The sequence below is a fragment of the uncultured Nocardioides sp. genome, from assembly GCF_947489365.1.
Lineage (GTDB): Bacteria > Actinomycetota > Actinomycetes > Propionibacteriales > Nocardioidaceae > Nocardioides.
In genome coordinates this window covers 16,018-34,336 of record NZ_CANLDB010000012.1, presented here as the reverse complement: position 1 = coordinate 34,336, position 18,319 = coordinate 16,018, and the positions used below count along the sequence as shown (strand labels likewise).

General features: G+C 73.3%; 12 protein-coding genes. 10 read left to right on the top strand and 2 right to left on the bottom strand.

Annotation, left to right across the window (positions count from 1 at the left end; genetic code table 11):
- Positions 1-33: 33 nt before the first annotated feature.
- Positions 34-1,767 (top strand): CapA family protein, encoded by a 1,734-nt coding sequence (locus Q0858_RS21180; protein ID WP_299058353.1) that lies wholly within the window; start codon positions 34-36, stop codon positions 1,765-1,767.
- Positions 1,768-1,789: 22 nt separating this feature from the next.
- On the opposite strand, the gene Q0858_RS21175 is transcribed toward Q0858_RS21180, so the two are convergent.
- Entirely contained in the window at positions 1,790-2,677 is an 888-nt protein-coding gene (locus tag Q0858_RS21175; RefSeq protein WP_299058352.1) for a hypothetical protein, read from the bottom strand.
- Between the two features lie 165 nt (positions 2,678-2,842).
- Here Q0858_RS21175 and Q0858_RS21170 point away from each other — a divergent pair, with 165 nt between their 5' ends.
- Positions 2,843-5,638 carry a family 43 glycosylhydrolase gene (locus Q0858_RS21170; protein ID WP_299058351.1) on the top strand — a complete coding sequence of 932 codons (2,796 nt, stop codon included), beginning with the start codon at positions 2,843-2,845 and terminating at the stop codon, positions 5,636-5,638.
- Positions 5,639-5,672: 34 nt separating this feature from the next.
- Here Q0858_RS21170 and Q0858_RS21165 read toward each other — a convergent pair whose 3' ends face one another.
- On the bottom strand, positions 5,673-7,415 hold the full coding sequence (locus tag Q0858_RS21165) for a hypothetical protein (protein WP_299058350.1): 1,743 nt from the start codon (positions 7,413-7,415) through the stop codon (positions 5,673-5,675).
- 931 nt (positions 7,416-8,346) lie between these two features.
- Between Q0858_RS21165 and Q0858_RS21160 the strand changes: the two genes are divergently transcribed.
- The 8 genes from Q0858_RS21160 to araB all read left to right on the top strand — a co-directional run bounded on the left by Q0858_RS21160 (position 8,347) and on the right by araB (position 18,317).
- Positions 8,347-9,408 carry a LacI family DNA-binding transcriptional regulator gene (locus Q0858_RS21160; RefSeq protein WP_299058349.1) on the top strand — a complete coding sequence of 354 codons (1,062 nt, stop codon included), beginning with the start codon at positions 8,347-8,349 and terminating at the stop codon, positions 9,406-9,408.
- 16 nt (positions 9,409-9,424) lie between these two features.
- Positions 9,425-10,438 (top strand): aldose epimerase family protein, encoded by a 1,014-nt coding sequence (locus tag Q0858_RS21155; RefSeq protein WP_299058348.1) that lies wholly within the window; start codon positions 9,425-9,427, stop codon positions 10,436-10,438.
- Between the two features lie 139 nt (positions 10,439-10,577).
- Complete coding sequence (locus Q0858_RS21150; RefSeq protein WP_299058347.1) at positions 10,578-11,588, top strand: ABC transporter substrate-binding protein; 1,011 nt, start codon at positions 10,578-10,580, stop codon at positions 11,586-11,588.
- Positions 11,589-11,707: 119 nt separating this feature from the next.
- The gene (locus Q0858_RS21145) at positions 11,708-13,261 is read left to right on the top strand and encodes a sugar ABC transporter ATP-binding protein (RefSeq protein WP_299058346.1); all 1,554 of its coding nucleotides are present in this window, start codon (positions 11,708-11,710) and stop codon (positions 13,259-13,261) included.
- Positions 13,254-14,330 (top strand): ABC transporter permease, encoded by a 1,077-nt coding sequence (locus Q0858_RS21140; RefSeq protein WP_299058345.1) that lies wholly within the window; start codon positions 13,254-13,256, stop codon positions 14,328-14,330. Before Q0858_RS21145 ends, Q0858_RS21140 begins: the two co-directional genes overlap by 8 nt.
- The gene (locus Q0858_RS21135) at positions 14,327-15,544 is read left to right on the top strand and encodes a sugar ABC transporter permease YjfF (RefSeq protein WP_299058344.1); all 1,218 of its coding nucleotides are present in this window, start codon (positions 14,327-14,329) and stop codon (positions 15,542-15,544) included. Before Q0858_RS21140 ends, Q0858_RS21135 begins: the two co-directional genes overlap by 4 nt.
- Positions 15,541-16,599 (top strand): LacI family DNA-binding transcriptional regulator, encoded by a 1,059-nt coding sequence (locus Q0858_RS21130; protein WP_299058343.1) that lies wholly within the window; start codon positions 15,541-15,543, stop codon positions 16,597-16,599. The genes Q0858_RS21135 and Q0858_RS21130 overlap by 4 nt, the downstream gene beginning before the upstream one ends.
- Positions 16,596-18,317 carry a ribulokinase gene (araB, locus tag Q0858_RS21125; RefSeq protein ID WP_299058342.1) on the top strand — a complete coding sequence of 574 codons (1,722 nt, stop codon included), beginning with the start codon at positions 16,596-16,598 and terminating at the stop codon, positions 18,315-18,317. The genes Q0858_RS21130 and araB overlap by 4 nt, the downstream gene beginning before the upstream one ends.
- Positions 18,318-18,319 lie beyond the last annotated feature (2 nt).

Here is an 18,319-nt window from a genome sequence, read left to right as displayed (position 1 = left end):
ATCCTGTCCACAGACGATCGACGGGGGCCACACATGCGGGGAAGGCGTCGGGGAGCGGCTGTCCTGCTGGCCTCCCTCCTGCTCGTCGGCTGCTCCACGGAGAACGCCGCCCGCGACACTGACGACGCCGATCGCGCCGCCGCCCGTGACGAGGACGCCGTCAGCCGCAGCGAGGACGGCGGGGGACAGCGGCTGACCCTGGCCTTCGGTGGCGACGTCCACTTCGAGGGCAGCCTCGCGGACCGGCCGGCCGACGGCTCCTCGACGCTCGGGCGGGTCTCGCAGGCCCTGCGCGGGGCGGACCTGGCGATGGTGAACCTCGAGAGCGCGCTGACCGCCGGCGGGGGCGCGCCCACCGACAAGGAGCTCGAGGACCCCTCGCTGCGGTACTGGTTCCGTAGCCCGCCCTCTGCGCTGGACCTGCTGGCCCGCTCGGGGGTCGACGTCGTCACCGTCGCCAACAACCACGGCGCCGACTACGGGGTCGAGGGTGTCCGCGAGAGCCTCGAGATCGCCGAGGACGCGCCCGTGGCCGTGGTGGGCGTGGGCCACGACCGGGCGCAGGCGTTCGGCGGCTTCCGGACGACCATCAAGGGCACCGACGTGGCCGTGCTCGCGGCCGACGCCGCCATGCGTGAGAGCGCCGACCCGATCTGGGCCTCCGGCGAGGGCGGGCCGGGCATCGCCTCCGCCCGCGCGACCCCGCCCCGCAACCTCGTGCGCGCCGTCCGTGAGGCCGAGGCGACCCAGGACCTCGTCGTCGTCTACCTGCACTGGGGCGCGGAGAGCAGCACCTGCCCCACCGACCGCCAGGCCTACCTCGCGCGGACGCTGGCCGACGCCGGGGCGGACGTCATCGTCGGCTCCCACGCCCACCGCCTGCAGGGCTCCGGCGTCCTCGACGGCGCCTACGTGAACTACGGGCTCGGCAACTTCGCCTGGTACCACGGCCGTGTCCCCGAGTCCGGCGTCCTGCGGCTGCGGGTGGCGGGCGACGAGGTCGTCGACGAGGACTGGCTGCCGGCCCGCATCCCGCTCGCGGGTGGTCCCGCGCAGCCGCTGGCGGGCGGCGCCCGCGAGGCGGCGCTCGAGACCTGGGCCGCGCGGCGTGGCTGCGCCGGCCTCGAGGCCGCCCCCGGGGCACCCGGTGCCGAGCCGGAGGAGCAGCCCGAGGAGCAGCCGGCGGACCGCCCGGCGTACGCCGCCCGGGTGCAGCGGATCGACGCCGGCGTCCGGGCGCGGATGACGAGCAGCCACGACCCGGCGGCCTGCCCGGTGGACCTGGCCGACCTGCGCTACGTGCGGGTCCGCCACGAGGACTTCGAGGGCGGGCAGCGGATGGGCGAGCTCGTGGTCGCGGTGGAGGTCGCCGACGACGTGGTCGACGTCTTCCGGGACCTCTACCGCGCGCGGTGGCCGATCGCGCGGATGCGGCTCGTCGACGAGTACGGCGCCGACGACGACCGGTCGATGGCGGCCAACAACAGCTCGGCGTACAACTGCCGCACGGTGGCGGGCTCCGACTCGTTGTCCGACCACGCCTACGGTCGCGCGATCGACCTGAACCCGATCCAGAACCCGTACGTGATGCCCGACGGGATCGTCCCGCCGGCGGGGCGTCGGTTCGCTGACGCGGACCGCTCGCCGGGGGCGCCGTACGTCAAGGGCCTGGTCCGTGACGACGACGTCGTCGTCCGCGCGTTCGAGCGCGTCGGCTGGGAGTGGGGCGACTCGTTCGCCGACTACCAGCACTTCTTCGTGCCGTAGCCCGATCCGCCCGCGAGGACCCTCAGAGGTCCTTGCGGAGCAGGACCCGGCCGATCCCGGCCCCGTTGTCGAGGAAGGTCCGGCGGGCGCCTGCGTCGTGGCCGTAGACGTTGAGGGTCACGGCGCGCACGCCGATCTCGTGGACGTGGCGACGCAGCGCGCCGAGGAACGACTTCGTCAGACCCTGCCCCCGGTGCTCGGGGAAGAGGTCCAGGGTGTTGCCGAGGAAGTCGAGGGTGCCGTCGTCGGCGCGTCGCAGGGTCGCCCAGGCCCGCCCGACCGGGGTGCCGTCGACGGTGCCGACCATCAGGAGCTCGTCGGTCGGCGGCGGGTCCTCGGCCAGGGCGGCGAGCCGGCCGTCGAGGCCGGCGAGCGTGGCGTCGGCGCCCGCCACCCCGGCGCGGTCCATGCCCGACCGCAGGAACACCTGCGCCTCCGTCACGAACGCGGTCCGTTCCGCCGGGGTCATGGGCCGGACGGCGACCCGCTGGTCCTCCTGCAGCTCCAGCGGCGAGTCCGGCTCGAGCTCCTTGCCGTGCGTGGTCATGGTCGCCCCGAATCCCGCGTCGCGGAACGGCGGCACGAGGTCGGGCGCGATCGAGGTGACCATCGTGTCCGCGCCGAGCTCACGTGCGCAGGCCTCGAGGGCGGCGACCACCGCGGCCCACCGCGGCCCGTCGTCGGGGGACAGGGTGGTCTGCAGCTCCCGGATCGAGCACCGTACGAGGAGCCCGTCGGGCGCGGTGGTGAGCACGACCCCGCCGACCGCCACGTCGTCGACGACCACCTCGCGGGCGTCGTACCCGTCACCGGGCTCCGGCACGGGCAGGGGGCTGCCGGCAGCCTCGCTCTGGTCACGCCAGGCGGCGAGGTCGGCCGCGGACAGGGGCACCAGGCGGACGTCGACCACGCACGGCATCCTCGCAGCGCGGGACGCGGCGCGGGGGGAGGCGTCGGAACGCAGGCATGCGAGGTCCTTGACGCCCGCGCTGTTAGCGCTAACACTCTGTCTGTGGCCCCCGTCACAGTCGCCGTCGAGGCGGCACGGGCGCCACCATCTCGGAGAGGCAGAACCATGAGTCACATCAGATGGTCGCGGCTGGTCGCCGCGACGACGGCGACGGCGGCGGGGCTCACGCTCGCGGTCACGACGGCCCCGCTCACCGCGATGGCGGACCCGGGCGACGACCTCGTCGTCAACGGGGACTTCGAGGAGGCGGTGTCGCCCTGGGCGGGCCGCGGCGGAGCGCAGGTCGCCCGCACCACCGACGAGGCGGCCACCGGGTCGTCCAGCCTGCTGGTCTCCGGGCGCCCGAGCTCGGTCAGCGGCGCGATCGTGTCGCTGCCCGTCGAGGCGGGGGCGTCGTACGAGATCTCGTTCCAGGTGAAGTTCGCGGACGCCGACGCCACGTCGCCGATCCGCTTCAACGGCACCGCCGACTACGGCTCGGCCCAGGGCGGCTCGCAGTACGTCAACCTCGTCTCCGGCCAGGTGACGCGCGACGCGTGGACCGAGGTGACCGGCGAGATCACCGTCCCGAGCGGGCGTGACCTCTCGGGCTACCAGTTCTACGTCGAGAACGACTTCGGCGTGGCCGAGGGCGCCTACCCCTCGTCCTTCTACCTCGACGACGTCTCCTTCGTGCAGACCACCGACGGTGACGGCAGCGAGCCGGAGCCGGTCGCCGACCCGCTCGAGCGCAACGACAACACCGCGCCCGGCAGCTTCGGCGCGTTCGCGAAGACCCCCGGGACCGACGCGGAGACGCGGCGCGGCAACCCGCTGGTGACCCAGAACTTCGGCGCCGACCCCTGGGCCATGGAGGTCGACGGTCGGGTCTACGTCTACACGACGAACGACACGCAGGAGTGGGTCGACCACCTCCAGAACGGCGAGTCCAACAACTACGGCCGCATCAACCAGATCAACGTCTGGTCGAGCGCCGACATGATGAACTGGACCAACCACGGCGCCATCAACGCCGCCGGGCCCGACGGCATCACCGCCGAGGCCGAGGGTGCGCCGGGCAACTCGTGGGCACCGGCCGCGGCCGCCAAGGACGTCGACGGTGACGGCGAGGACGAGTTCTTCCTCTACTTCGCCAACAGCGCCGGGGGCATCTGGGTGCTGCAGGGCGAGTCGCCCACCGGGCCGTTCACCTCGCCGCTGGACCGGTCGCTGGTCGGCTTCGACACCCCCGGCGTCCGCGACAACTCCGACCCGGAGGCCAACGACACCGTCTGGCTGTTCGACCCCGCCGTCCTCGTGGACGACGACGGCGAGGCGTACCTCTACTTCGGCGGCGGCCTGCCGCAGGGCGAGTCGAACTTCCCGAACACGGCCCGCATGGCGAAGCTCGGCGACGACATGGTCAGCCTCGCGGACGACGACGAGGACGGCGAGACCGACGAGGTCCAGCTCATCGACGCGCCCGCGATCTTCGAGGACTCCGGCATCCACAAGGTCGGGGACACCTACTACTACACGTACTGCACGAACTTCGAGCACAACCTCGACTCGACCGAGGGACGGGAGTTCGGCCGCGGCGACATCGTCGTCATGGAGTCCGACAGCCCGCTGGGCCCGTGGAGCGAGCCCGAGCTCGCCTTCCCGAACCAGGCCAGGTTCTTCGGCAACGGGACGGGCGGCAACAACCACCACGCGTTCTTCACCTTCGACGACGAGTGGTACCTGACCTACCACGCGGCGACGCTCGACGTGGCGATCCAGGACGGCGCCGCGGCGGGCTACCGCAACGCTCACATCGACTCGGTCGACCTGGCCGAGGACGGCTCGGTCGAGCCCGTCACCGGCACCTACGCCGGGCCGGGGCAGCTCGCCCCGCTCGACGTCTACGCCGAGCCGGTGCTTGCCGAGACGATCGCCTGGCAGGCCGGGACCCGACAGGGGTTCGACGGCTCCGCGGACTGGGAGCAGGGCACGCCGCGATCGGTGCTCACGAGCGTCCACGACGGCGACTGGACCTCGCTCGCCGGCGCGGACCTCGGTCAGGACGGCGACTCCTCGCTGACCGCCAGGGTGCTGCCGAGGGCGGGCGGGACGATCACCGTCAGCACGTCCCCCGACGCGTCGGACACCGGCGCGGTCGTCGGGCAGGCCACCGTGCCGGCCGGCGAGGGTGAGGACTGGACCGACGTCGAGGTCGACCTGACCGGCACCCTCGCGGGGACCCAGGACGTCTTCTTCCGCTACGCCGCCACGGACGAGCCGGCGGAGGGTGAGCGCCCGCAGCTGTTCGACGTCGAGAGCTGGACCTTCGTCGCGGACGACGGCGACACCGAGCCGGGGGAGACCTCGGTCGAGGTGCCGGACGTGCGGATGCGCTACGGCACCGCCACCCCCGTCGACGTGCAGGTCGACGGCGCCACCGAGGGACGGGTCACCGCCACCGTCGGCTCGCGCACCCTCCGCGCCCGTGTCGGGGAGGACGGCGCCGCCTCGCTGCGTCTGCCGGCCCGGTTCGGCGCTCCGGGGTCCTACGACCTCGAGGTCGAGTACGAGGGCACCGAGGAGCTCGCCGCGTCGTCGGGCTCCGCGACCGTGAGGGTGCTCAAGGCCCTCTCGACCACCGCGGTGAACGCCCCCGAGCAGGTTCGTCGGGGACGCGAGCTCGTCGTCCGGACGCGGGTCCGGGCGACCGGCGCCCCGGCGAACGGGACCGTGACCGTCCGGGTCCGCGGCGTCGGAGCCAAGGCCCGCACCGTGCGGGTGCGTGACGGCGTCGCCGTCGTCCGGGTCCCCGTGGGGGCCCAGGCCCCGACCGGTCGCACCGAGGTGGTGGCGTCGTACGGCGGCAGCCGCCTGGTGGCGTCCTCCCGGGACACGGAGCAGGTGCGCGTGACGCGCTGACGCGAAGCCTCGGACCCCGACGCCCGGCTCGACCTCACCGGTCGGGTCGGGCGTCGTCGTCCTCCCCGGCGACCAGGCGGCGCAGGGCGCGGTCGATGAGGGCGTCGGTCGTGGTCTGGCCGTCGATCAGGAGTGTGGCTTCGCCGTCGGTGAGGTGGTGGGTGCGGCCGTGGGTGTCGAGGAGGCGGTGGAGTCCGTGGGGGCTGGTCCAGACGGTGCCGGCGGGGGTGGGCGTGATGGTCCAGCCGAGGTGGGTGCGGGCGCGGTGCGTTGTCCTCGACAGGGGTTGGGAGTCGGTGGTGGTCTGTCCCGGTGGCCCGCCCGGTTGGTAGGGGACGGGGTGGTCGAGGTCGAGCCGTCTGCTCTTGCGGGTGGCGTGGGGGAACGCCTCGGCGGGTGATCGGAGGAAGATCCGCTCTCGCATCCAGGCGGGGTGTTCGTAGGCGTCGACGGCGTGGGTCTCGCGGTTGTCGATGACGGGCTGGACGGTGAGGTCGTGACGCCGCAGCAGGGTGGCGAGGTGGGTGGTGTCGAGGGGGCCGTGGCCCTCGATGCGGGCGACGCCGGCGCGGCCGGTGGTGCCGTCGAGGGCTGATTCGTGGAGGTGGACGTAGAGCGTGGCCTTGGGTCGTAGACGGGTGAGGGCGGCGCTGTTGAGGCGCGAGAGGACGTCTTCGGTCAGGGCCAGTGGCGAGGCAACCGCGGCCTCGGCCGGCTCGTCCTCCGTGTCGTGGTCGGGTTCCGCGCTGATGTCCACCGGAGCGTCGTCGGGAACCTCGTCGGGGACGAGGGTGTCGTGCTCGGGACCCGGGTCGGGCTCGGTCTCGGGTGCGGGTCCGCCGCGGCGGGAGGTCTCGGTCCGTCGTTCCTGGGTGATCCAGTCCTCGTCGACCGGGTGAGGGTTGTCCTCCTCGCCGACGGTGGCGGGATCCGCGCCGTGCGCGACCAAGAGCGCCATGAGCTCGGCGGGGCGGGCGAGCCAGCCCATGGCCTCGGCGCGCAGCCAGTCGCGGGTCTGCTCGGGCAACCCGGTCGCGGCACGCTGGACGGTCAGGATGTCGGCGACGCGGTCGACCATCGCGGCGACGTAGACGGCGTCGCCGGTGGCGAGGCGGGCGATGAGGGTGCGCATGCCGGTGGCGTCGGCGCGGCCGAGGCCGACGTACCGCTTCGCCCGAGAGGCGGCAGCGCGGGCGCGGTGTCCGTCGGGGTCGGCCAGGATCACGGAGGCCTCGGCGATCTCCAGCACCCGCGACGGTGAGACGCCGGTGATGGCCTCGGCGACGGCGGCGTCCACGACCGGCATCCCCGCCTCAGGCACGGCGCGGGAGATCGAGGCGACCTTGCGGGCCACCCAGGTCTCGGCCTGGCCGTCCATGACGTGGCGCCAGGTGCGGGGCAGCCGGTGGCGCAGGTCGAGGGCGTCCGCGGCCATCGCGCGGACCCCGACGGGGTGGCGCGACAGGGCGACACCGAGCTCGAGCAGGGACAGGTCCCGCACCAGCGGCGCCCCCTCGCCGGCGATCGCGACCAGCTTCTCCCCACCCAGCACCTCACCGGGTGTGGCGACGTAGCCGGGTTCCTCGCGCGGGTCGGAGGCGAACCGGTCGCACCACGTCAGGCAGGCCAGGAGCTCGTCGAGCTCGGCCTCCCGACGCCGCCGGACGGCCTCCTCGGCACGGAACAGGACCTCGTCGGTGGGCGACATCTCCCACTCGCGCACCACCGGCTCGCCGGGCAGGTGCCCCGGAGCATCAGTGGTGGTGGGGGTGGTCATGCCCTGATTGTAGTCGAACACATGTTCGACAGCAACGTTTCGTCCACACCCGGATCGGCCTGCCTGGCGGGTGGGAGGGGTCTCGACAGGCTCGACCACCGGCGGTGCGGGGCGTCGTGCTGCTTGCGGGGTCTCGTGGCTCGCGCGCTCGTTCCTCGCGTGCTCGCACCTCGACCTCCGGACCGGGGCCGGGCACTCGGTGGTTGAGGTGTGACGAGCCCTGGCGGGGGACCTCGAATCCCGGTGGAGGTCTCGACAAGCTCGACCACCGGGGGTACGGGCCGCCGTACGTCTCACCGGGTCTCGTGGCGAGCGCGCTCGTTCCTCGCGTGCTCGCACCTCGACCTCCGAATGGGGCCGGTGGTTGAGGTGTGACGAGCCTTGGCGAGGAGCCTCGAAACCCGGCGAGGGTCTCGACAAGCTCGACCACCGGTGGTGCGGGCCGAGGTATGACCTGGGGGGTCTCGTGGCTCGCGCGCTCGTTCCTCGCGTGCTCGCACCTCGACCTTCGGTGCGCTGCCGGGCCCGTCCGGTGGTTGAGGTGTGACGAGCCCAGGCGAGGAACCTCGAAACCCGGCGAGAGTCTCGACAAGCTCGACCACCGGGGGTGCGGGCAGGCGTACTCCTTACGGGGTCTCGTGGCTCGCGCGCTCGTCCCTCGCGTGCTCGCACCTCGACCTCCGGTGGCGGTGCAACCCGGTGGGGGTCTCGACAGGCTCGACCGCTGGGGGTCTGGGTCGGCGTACTTCTTGCGGGGTCTCGTGGCTCGCGCGCTCGTTCCCCGCGTGCTCGCACCTCGACCTCCGGTGGCGGGGCAACCCGGTGGGGGTCCCGACAGGGCCGATCGCTGGGGGAGTGCGTCGGGAAGGTCGGCGACCGCCGTGCGCACGGCGCCCCGGCTGGGAGGGGAGCCCGCCCTAGGGTGACGCCCATGAGCACGGGGAGCATGGGGAGCGCGCGGAAGCGGGGCGGACGGTCCCCGAGCATGGCGGACGTCGCCGCCAGGGCAGGGGTGTCGCACCAGACCGTGTCGCGGGTGCTGAACGACTCGCCCCTGGTGCGCCCCGACACCCGCGAGCGGGTGCTGGCCGCGATCGCGGAGACGGGGTACCGCCGCAACAGCGCCGCCCGGGCCCTGGCCACGAACCGTTCGAGCCGGGTGGGTCTGATCTCCGCGCACCTGGTGCTCTACGGGCCGAGCCGGATCTCCGACGCGCTGTCCGACGCGCTGCACGAGGCCGGGTACGAGCTGACGCTGGCGAGCATGCCGGAGCAGACCGAGGCCGCCCTGCGTGCGGCGGTCGACCGGCTCCTCGACAAGGCCGTGGAGGCCATCGTCATCGCCGTCGCGCACAGCGGCGCCCACGCCTGGGCCAAGGAGCTCGACCTCGACGTCCCGGTCGTCCTCGTCCAGGGCGTCGACCCCGGGGAGCCGATGGCGGTCGGCATCGACCAGGAGGGCGGTGCGCAGGCCGCGACCGACCACCTCCTCGACCTCGGTCACCGGCACGTCGCCCACCTCACGGGCCCCCTCGACTGGATCGAGGCCGCCCAGCGGCGCCGCGGGTGGATGCGCGCGCACGAGCGTCGCGGTCTGGAGCCCGGCCCGGAGGTCGCGGGGGACTGGTCGCCGCGCAGCGGGTACGACGCGGGGCGGCGCCTGCTCGAGCACCGGCGGGACGGCGCCGGGTCGCTGACCGCCGTCCTCGTCGCCAACGACTCGATGGCGCTCGGTCTGCTCAACGCCCTGCACTCCGAGGGTCTCCGGGTGCCGGAGGACCTCAGCGTCGTCGGCTTCGACGACGTCCCGGAGGCGGCCTTCTACTGGCCCCCGCTGACGACGGTGCGGCAGGAGTTCGCCGCCCTCGGCACCCGGGCCGTCGAGGTCACGCTCCGCGCGCTCGCCGGCGAGGTCGACGCGACCGTCGACCTGCTCGCCCCGGCGGTGGTGGTGCGCGGGACCACCGGGCCGCCCGGCGCCACCGACGGCTGATGTTAACGTTCACTTCGTGACCGGGACCACACTGCTGAGACTCGGTACGGAGCCCGGACCGGTGCTCCACCTGCTGCCGCTCGGGGCGTGCGTCCACCGCCTCGAGGTGACCGGCGGTGACGGCCGGCGGCGCGACGTCGTCCTCGGCCACGACACCGTCGAGGAACGCCTCGCGGGCGGGGAGTTCCACGGCGCCGTGGTCGGCCGCTACGCCAACCGGATCGCGCACGGCGACCTCCCGCTGCCCGGCGGGGCGGTGAGCCTGCCGACCAACGACCGGGGCCACCACCTGCACGGCGGACCCGACGGCTTCCACCGCCGCCAGTGGGAGGTCGAGCACCACGACGAGCGGTCCGCCCGCCTCGCCCTCACCAGTCCCGACGGCGACCAGGGCTACCCGGGCACGCTGCGGGCCACGGCGTCGTACCGCGTGGACGACGACCGGGTCGAGGTCGAGCTGACCGCCACGACGGACGCGACCACCGTCGTCGGGCTGACGCAGCACTCCTACTTCAACCTCGCCGGCGTCGGGACGCGGACGGTCGACGACCACCGCCTGACGGTGCACGCCGAGCGGTGGACGCCGGTCGACGCGACCGGCATCCCGCTCGGCGAGCACGCCGCCGTCGACGGCACGCCGTTCGACCTGCGCGGCGGACCATTGCTCGGACCCGTGCTGCGCACGCACCACCCGCAGCTGCTCGACGCGCGGGGCATCGACCACAACTACGTGCTCGACGGGGACGGTGGGGACGCCGTGCGCGAGGTCGCCGTCCTCGACCACCCCGCCAGCAGGACCCGCATGACGCTGCTGACGGACCGGGCGGGTCTGCAGGTCTACACCGGCAACTTCCTCGACGGCTCGACCGTCGGCCACGGCGGCGTGCCCCACCGCCAGGGGGACGGGATCGCGCTCGAGCCCCAGTCGTTCCCCGACTCCCCGCACCACCCCGAGTGGCCCTCCGTGGTGCTCGAGCCCGGCCGGACGTGGCGCTCCCGCCTCGTGTGGCACTTCAGCGCCCTGGGCTGAGCCGGGCCGGGTGAGCGCTCACATCAAGATTTGATCAAGAGCGCGAGGCCCCTTGACCGGCTTCGATGTTAGCGTTCACACTCCTGACGTGACGCCAGTCACAGGGGCCCCCCGCCCCGTCTCACCTGGAGGAAGAACAGTGCTGAAGAAGACCATGAGCGCGGCGGCTGCCCTGGCCGTCGGGAGCCTCGCCCTCACGGCGTGCGGCGGTACGAGCAGCGGGTCCGACGACGCGGCCGGCGGCAGCGGTGGCGGCGACGACACCATCACGATGGGCTTCGCCCAGGTGGGTGCCGAGAGCGGCTGGCGCACGGCGAACACCCAGAGCGTGAAGGACAGCGCTGAGGAGGCCGGCGTCGAGCTGCTGTTCTCCGACGCGCAGCAGAAGCAGGAGAACCAGATCAAGGCGATCCGCTCCTACATCCAGCAGGACGTCGACGTCATCGCCTTCAGCCCGGTCGTCGAGACCGGCTGGGACGCCGTCCTCCTCGAGGCCAAGCGGGCCTCCATCCCCGTCATCCTCACCGACCGTGCGGTCGACTCCGAGGACGACAGCCTCTACGAGACCTTCCTCGGCTCCGACTTCGTGCTCGAGGGCGAGCGCGCCGGCGAGTGGCTCGTCGAGAACGCCGAGGACTCCGACGTCAACGGCGACGGGAGCATCAACGTCGTCCAGCTCGAGGGCACCACGGGCGCCGCGCCGGCCATCGACCGCGCCGAGGGCTTCGCCGACACCATCGCCTCCGACGGCTCCATCGAGGTCGTCGCCTCGCAGACCGGCGACTTCACCCGTGACGGCGGCAAGCGCGTCATGGAGTCCTTCCTCAACTCCGAGGACGACATCGACGTCGTCTACGCCCACAACGACGACATGGGCCTGGGCGCCATCGAGGCCATCGAGGCCGCGGGCCTCACGCCGGGCGAGGACATCAAGATCATCACCGTCGACGCCGTCAAGGACGGCATGCAGGCGCTGGTCGACGGCAAGATCAACTACATCGTCGAGTGCAACCCGCTGCTCGGGCCCCAGCTGATGGACCTCGCCGAGCAGGTCGTCGCCGGCGAGGAGGTCGAGCCCCGCGTCGTGACCGAGGAGACCACCTTCACGCAGGAGGAGGCCGCCGAGGTGATCGACGAGCGTCAGTACTGAGCCGACCGCTCAGCACCGACCCGGCCGTCCCGCCCGGGGCCCCCGTACCGGGCGGGGCGGCCGTTCCACCGCAGCACCCCCCGCAGCACAGCAGCACCGAGCACGAGGAGCGCGAGCACATGACCCACCTGGACTCGGCGGAGCCGGTCGTGTCGATGCAGGACATCAGCATCACCTTCGGCGCCGTCACGGCGCTGGACGGCGTGTCCGTGCGCCTGTTCCCCGGCGAGGTCCACGCCCTCATGGGCGAGAACGGCGCCGGCAAGTCGACCCTCATCAAGGCCCTCACCGGCGTGTACGCCGTGGACGGCGGGACCGTCACGGTCCAGGGCCGTCGGCTGAGCTTCAGCTCGCCGGCGGCGGCCCAGGAGGCGGGCATCAGCACCGTCTACCAGGAGGTCAACCTCTGCACGAACCTCACGGTCGCCGAGAACATGATGCTCGGCCGCGAGCCCCGCTTCCTCGGCGCGATCAACACCCGCGCGATGAACCGCCGCGCCCGCGCCACGCTCGAGCGGCTCGGCCTGGACGTCGACCCGGCGTCCACCCTCGGCGACCACCCCATCGCCATCCAGCAGCTCGTCGCCATCGCCCGGGCCGTGGACGTCGACGCGAAGGTGCTGATCCTCGACGAGCCGACCTCCAGCCTCGACGCCGACGAGGTCGAGAAGCTGTTCGCCGTCATGCGGCGGCTGCGCTCCGAGGGCACCGCGATCGTCTTCGTCTCGCACTTCCTCGACCAGATCTTCGAGATCTCCGACCGCATGACCATCCTGCGCAACGGCCGGCTGGTGGGGGAGCGGATGACCGCCGACCTCACCCAGCTCGAGCTGGTGCAGCTGATGATCGGCCGCGACCTGGAGGTCCTCGAGAAGCTCGAGCGGGAGCTCGGCGAGGAGGGGTCGACCGTCGTCGACGAGACACCGGTGCTCAGGGCCGTCGGCCTGGGCCGCAAGGGTTCGCTCCTGGCCACCGACCTCGAGGTGAGGCCCGGCGAGGTCGTCGGGCTGGCCGGCCTGCTGGGCTCCGGGCGGACCGAGCTGGCCCGGCTGCTCTTCGGCGCCGACGCCTCCGACACCGGCACCCTCGAGGTGGCCGGACGTCGTGCCAAGCTGCGCGCGCCCCGCCAGGCCATCGACCGCAAGGTCGCCTTCCTGTCCGAGAACCGCCGCTCCGAGGGCGTGATCGCCGACCTCTCGGTCGCCGACAACATGCTGCTCGCGCTGCAGGCCACCCGCGGGTGGCTGCGCCCCATCCCGTCGGCGACCCGGAAGAAGCTGGTCGACGAGTACATCGAGGCGCTCGACATCCGCCCCGCGGACCCCGACGCCCTCATGCGCAACCTGTCCGGCGGCAACCAGCAGAAGGTCCTGCTGGCCCGCTGGCTCATCACCGAGCCCGACCTGCTGATCCTCGACGAGCCCACCCGTGGCATCGACGTGGGCGCCAAGGCGCAGATCCAGCAGCTCGTGGCCGACCTCGCCCGACGCGGCCTGGGGGTGGTCTTCATCTCCGCCGAGCTGGAGGAGGTGCTCCGCCTGTCCGACCGCGTCGTGACGATGCGCGACCGCCGCAAGATCGACGAGCGGACCAACGTCGACGTCGCCGTGGGCGACGTCCTGGAGATCATCGCGGGCGACGCCCGCGCGGAGGAGGTGGGCGCCCGTGCGTGACGCGTCCCGCGTGTTCTCGAGCACGCTGCTGTGGCCGCTGCTGGTCCTGCTCGCGCTGCTGGTGGTGAACGTCGTCGCGAACCCGGGGTTCCTCGAGGTCCGCGTCCAGGACGGCCGGTTGTTCGGCAGCCTCGTCGACATCGTCCGCAACGGCGCCCCGGTGCTGCTGATCGCGCTCGGCATGACCCTGGTCATCGCCACCCGCGGCATCGACCTCTCGGTCGGCGCCGTCGCGGCCATCGGTGGCGCCGTCGCCTGCGTCTACATGGTCTCCTCGCCCGACGAGTCGGGGCTCGGCACCGCGCTCGTCGCCTGCGCGCTCGCCCTCGCGACGTGCGTCGCGCTCGGGCTGTGGAACGGCTTCCTCGTCTCCGTGCTGGGGATCCAGCCGATCATCGCGACCCTGGTCCTCCTCGTCGCCGGCCGCGGCCTGGCGATGCTGGTCACCGACGGCCAGATCACCACCGTCAACAACGACTCCTTCCGCACCATCGGGGTCGGCTTCGTGCTCGGGCTGCCGGTCGCCGCGCTCGTCGCGTGGGCCGTGTTCGGGCTGACCGCCCTGCTGGTGCGTCGTACGGCGCTCGGCATGCTCGTCGAGGCCGTCGGCATCAATCCCGAGGCGAGCAGGCTCGCCGGCGTCCGCGCCGTCACCATCCGCTGGACCGTCTACGTCTTCTCCGGCCTCTGCGCCGGCCTCGCCGGCCTGATGATCGCTGCGAACACCTCGGCGGCCGACGCCAACAACGCCGGGCTGTGGATCGAGCTCGACGCGATCCTGGCCGTCGTCATCGGCGGCACGTCGCTCGCCGGCGGCCGCTTCTCGCTGGCCGGCACCTTCGTGGGCGCCCTGCTCATCACCACCCTGGCCGCCACGATCCCCAACATCGGGATCCCGTCCGAGACCAACTACCTCTTCAAGGCCGTCGTCGTCATCGTCGTCTGCCTCCTGCAGTCGCCGAAGGCGCGCGCCGTCCTGCGACGACGCCGGACGACGCCCGCCCCGCCCGCTCCGCCCGCTCCGCCCGAGTCCCCGACCCCGACGCTCGCGAAGGCAGGCACCCGATGAGCACCCAGCTGCGACCCGCACCCGCGACCACCCCGCCGGCGCCCGGCGGCACCGGGCCGCGCGGCACCGGCCGGCCCTCCCGGGGCCGGTGGCACGCGCTGCGCACCTACCAGCCGTCCGGCCGGTTCCTGCCGATCCTGGCGACGCTCGCGCTGTTCCTCGGCATGCTCCAGGTCGGCGGGCTGCGCTACGAGGGGTTCACCTCCTCGCAGGTGATCCTCAACCTGCTCACCGACAACGCGTTCCTCGTCGTCCTCGCCGTCGGCATGACGTTCGTGATCCTCACCGGCGGCATCGATCTCTCGGTCGGCTCGGTGGTGGCGCTGTCGACGATGGTGGCGGCGTGGACGCTGCAGGACGGCTGGTCGCCGGTCGCGGCGATCGTGGCGACGCTGACCGTCGGCACCGTGCTCGGCCTGCTGACCGGGATGGTCATCCACTTCTTCGACGTGCAGCCGTTCATCGCGACGCTCGCGGGGATGTTCCTGGCCCGGGGGCTCTGCTACCTGATCTCGGTCGAGTCCATCCCGATCCGCGACGACACGTTCTTCTTCCTCGCCTCCGAGCCCATCGCCATCGCGCTCGCGCCCTGGCAGGGCGGCGTCGTCATCGGGCTGCTCGCCCTGGGCATGGTCGCCGCGGTCGTGAAGCGGGCGGCGCTGCGCTCGGCGCTGCTGCCCGTCCTCGTCGGCCTGGGCGTCGGCATGTGGGTGACGCTGCTGCTGATGGGCGACCCGGAGCTCACCACGACGTACTCCGTCGTCATCGCGCTCGCCACCGTCGCCGTCGCGATCCTCGTGCTGCACCGCACCCGCTTCGGCCGCACCGTCTACGCCATCGGCGGCAGCGAGGCGTCCGCGCTCCTCATGGGCCTGCGGGTCGGGTTCGTCAAGGTCGCGGTGTACGCCGTCAGCGGGTTCTGCGCCTCGCTCGGCGGGCTGCTGTTCGCCTTCTACATGCTGTCGGGCTACAGCCTCCACGCCGTCGGCATGGAGCTCGACGCCATCGCGGCCGTCGTCATCGGCGGCACGCTTCTCGCCGGCGGCCGGGGCCTCGTCGTCGGCTCGCTGCTCGGCGTGCTCGTGCTCGGCACCATCCAGACCTTCATCTCCTTCGACGGCACGCTCAGCTCCTGGTGGACCAAGATCGTCATCGGCGCCCTGGTGCTGCTGTTCGTCGTGATGCAGCGGGTGCTCACCCGCCGGCAGTCGTGACCGACCTGGCGCCGCCGCCGGTCGCCGAGTCGGTCGTGGGCCGGCTGCCGGTGATGGCCGACGTGGCCCGGCTCGCGGGCGTCTCCCACCAGACCGTGTCGCGCGTCGTGAACGGGCAGAACAACCTGCGTCCCGCGACCCGCGCCCGGGTGGAGGCGGCGATCGCCCAGCTCGGCTACCGGCCGAACAACGCCGCCCGGGCCCTGGTGACCCGTCGCTCCGGCACCATCGGCGTCGTCGGGACCGCGGGAGGGTTCTGGGGCCCGAGCACGGTCCACCGGTCCGTCCAGGCCGCCGGCCGTGGTGCCGGGATGTTCGTCAGCTCGGTCAACCTGCCCCGCGTCACCGGCTCCGAGCTCGCGGACGCCGTCGCGCACCTGCGCGACCAGCACGTCGAAGGCATCGTCCTCATCGCCGCGAACGACCACGCGCTCGAGACCGCGGCGCGCTCCACCGCCCAGGGGGTGCCGGTCGTCGTCATCGAGGGCGACCCGGCGCGGACGCCCTGGACGGTCGGGGTCGACCAGCACGCCGGCGCCGTCCTGGCCACCCGCCACCTGCTCGACCTGGGCCACACCGAGGTCGTCCACGTCGCCGGGCCCCAGGAGTGGGTCGAGGCCCGCGGCCGCCTGGCCGGGTGGCAGGACACCATGCACGACGCCGGGCTGCGCACCTCGCGCGTCGTCGAGGGCGACTGGACCCCCGCCAGCGGCTACCGCGCCGGGCAGGAGGTCCTCGCACGCGGTGACGCCACCGGCGTCGTCGTCGCCAACGACCACATGGCCCTCGGCCTGCTGCTCGCCCTCCACGAGGGGGGCGTGTCGGTGCCCGGTGACGTCAGCGTCGTCGGCTTCGACGACATCCCCGAGGCGCCGTACCTCATCCCGCCGCTGACCACCGTGAAGCAGGACTTCGGCACCGTCGGCCGTCGCGCCATCGAGATCCTCGGCGCCGCCATCGGCGGCGCGCACCCCGCCGACGGCCCGGCGCGCACCATCCCCCCGACCCTGGTCGAGCGGCGCAGCACCGCCGCCCCGAGAAGGAGCACCCCGTGAGCGAGCGCAGCACCGACGACCGGGCCGACGACCGGCCTGACGAGCAGAACCCCTCCTACGTCGTCGGCGTCGACTACGGGACCCTCTCGGGTCGCGCGGTCGTCGTCCGCGTCGCCGACGGGGCCGAGCTCGGGACCGGCGTGCACGCCTACCCCCACGCCGTCGTCGACGAGCGGCTGCCCGGCAGCGACCGCCGGCTGCCGCCCGACTGGGCGCTGCAGGTGCCCGACGACTACCGCGACGTGCTCCGCGTCGCCGTCCCCGCCGCCCTCGCCGACGCCGGCGTCGACCCGGCCGACGTCGTCGGGATCGCCACCGACTTCACCGCGAGCACCGTCGTGCCCTGCCTCGCCGACGGCACCCCGCTGTCGGAGGTCGACGGGTGGGCCGACCGCCCGCACGCCTACACCAAGCTGTGGAAGCACCACGCAGCGCAGGACCAGGCGGACCGCATCAACGCCCTCGCCGCCGAGCGCGGGGAGTCCTGGCTGCCCCGGTACGGCGGCCTGGTCTCGTCGGAGTGGCAGTTCGCGAAGGGCCTCGAGGTGTTCGAGTCCGACCGCGAGGCGTACGACGCCGCCGACCGGTTCGTCGAGGCCTCCGACTGGATCGTCTGGCAGCTGTGCGGCACCTACGTGCGCAACGCCTGCGCCGCCGGCTACAAGGGCATGCTGCAGGACGGCGCGCACCCGTCGCCCGAGTTCCTCGAGGCGCTCGCGCCCGGGTTCGGGTCCTTCGTGGCCGACAAGATCGAGCACCCGGTGGGCACCCTGGGCGAGCGGGCCGGCGGGCTGACCGCCGAGGCGGCCGCCTGGACCGGGCTGCGCGAGGGCATCGCGGTCGCCGTCGGCAACGTCGACGCCCACGTCACCGCCCCCGCCGCGCAGGCGGTCTCGCCCGGCCAGATGGTCGCGATCATGGGCACCTCGACCTGCCACGTCATGAGCGCGGAGGTGCTCCGCGAGGTCCCCGGCATGTGCGGGGTCGTGGACGGCGGGATCATCGCCGGGCTCTGGGGCTACGAGGCCGGCCAGAGCGGCGTCGGCGACATCTTCGGCTGGTTCGTCGACAACGCCGTCCCCGCGTCGTACGCGGCGGCCGCGGAGGCGGCGGGGGAGGGGCTCCACGAGCACCTGACCCGGCTCGCGTCCGCCCAGGAGGTCGGCGAGCACGGCCTGGTCGCGCTCGACTGGCTGTCGGGCAACCGCTCGGTGCTGGTCGACCACCAGCTCACCGGGCTCGTCATGGGCCTGACGCTGGCGACCCGCCCCGAGGACGTCTACCGCGCGCTGCTCGAGGCCACCGCCTTCGGCACCCGCGTCATCGTCGAGACGTTCCGCGAGGCCGGGATCGGCGTCGAGGAGTTCGTCGTCGCCGGTGGGCTGGCGAAGAACCCGCTGCTGATGCAGGTCTACGCCGACGTCACCCGGCTGCCGCTGTCGGTCGCCGCCTCCGAGCAGGGCCCCGCGCTCGGCTCGGCGATCCACGCCGCCGTCGCCGCCGGGCTGCACGCCGACGTGCCGACCGCCGCGAAGTCGATGGGCAAGGTCCGGCGCGGGGTCTTCACCCCCGACGAGACCGCCTCGGCGGTCTACGACGAGCTGTACGCCGAGTACCGCGCCCTCCACGACCGGCTGGGCCGCGACGACAGGGCGATGCGACGCCTCGGCGCGATCCGCCGGGCCGCCGCCGAGCGCCGCACCGCCAGGGAGGGCTGAGC

Bases quoted from the DNA above. Each gene is read 5' to 3' on its own strand.
- Q0858_RS21135 (WP_299058344.1), top strand. From the start codon at position 14,327: ATGAGCACCCAGCTGCGACCCGCACCCGCGACCACCCCGCCGGCGCCC.
- Q0858_RS21160 (WP_299058349.1), top strand. From the start codon at position 8,347: ATGAGCACGGGGAGCATGGGGAGCGCGCGGAAGCGGGGCGGACGGTCC.
- Q0858_RS21170 (WP_299058351.1), top strand. From the start codon at position 2,843: ATGAGTCACATCAGATGGTCGCGGCTGGTCGCCGCGACGACGGCGACG.
- Q0858_RS21145 (WP_299058346.1), top strand. From the start codon at position 11,708: ATGACCCACCTGGACTCGGCGGAGCCGGTCGTGTCGATGCAGGACATC.
- Q0858_RS21165 (WP_299058350.1), bottom strand. From the start codon at position 7,415: ATGACCACCCCCACCACCACTGATGCTCCGGGGCACCTGCCCGGCGAG.
- Q0858_RS21180 (WP_299058353.1), top strand. From the start codon at position 34: ATGCGGGGAAGGCGTCGGGGAGCGGCTGTCCTGCTGGCCTCCCTCCTG.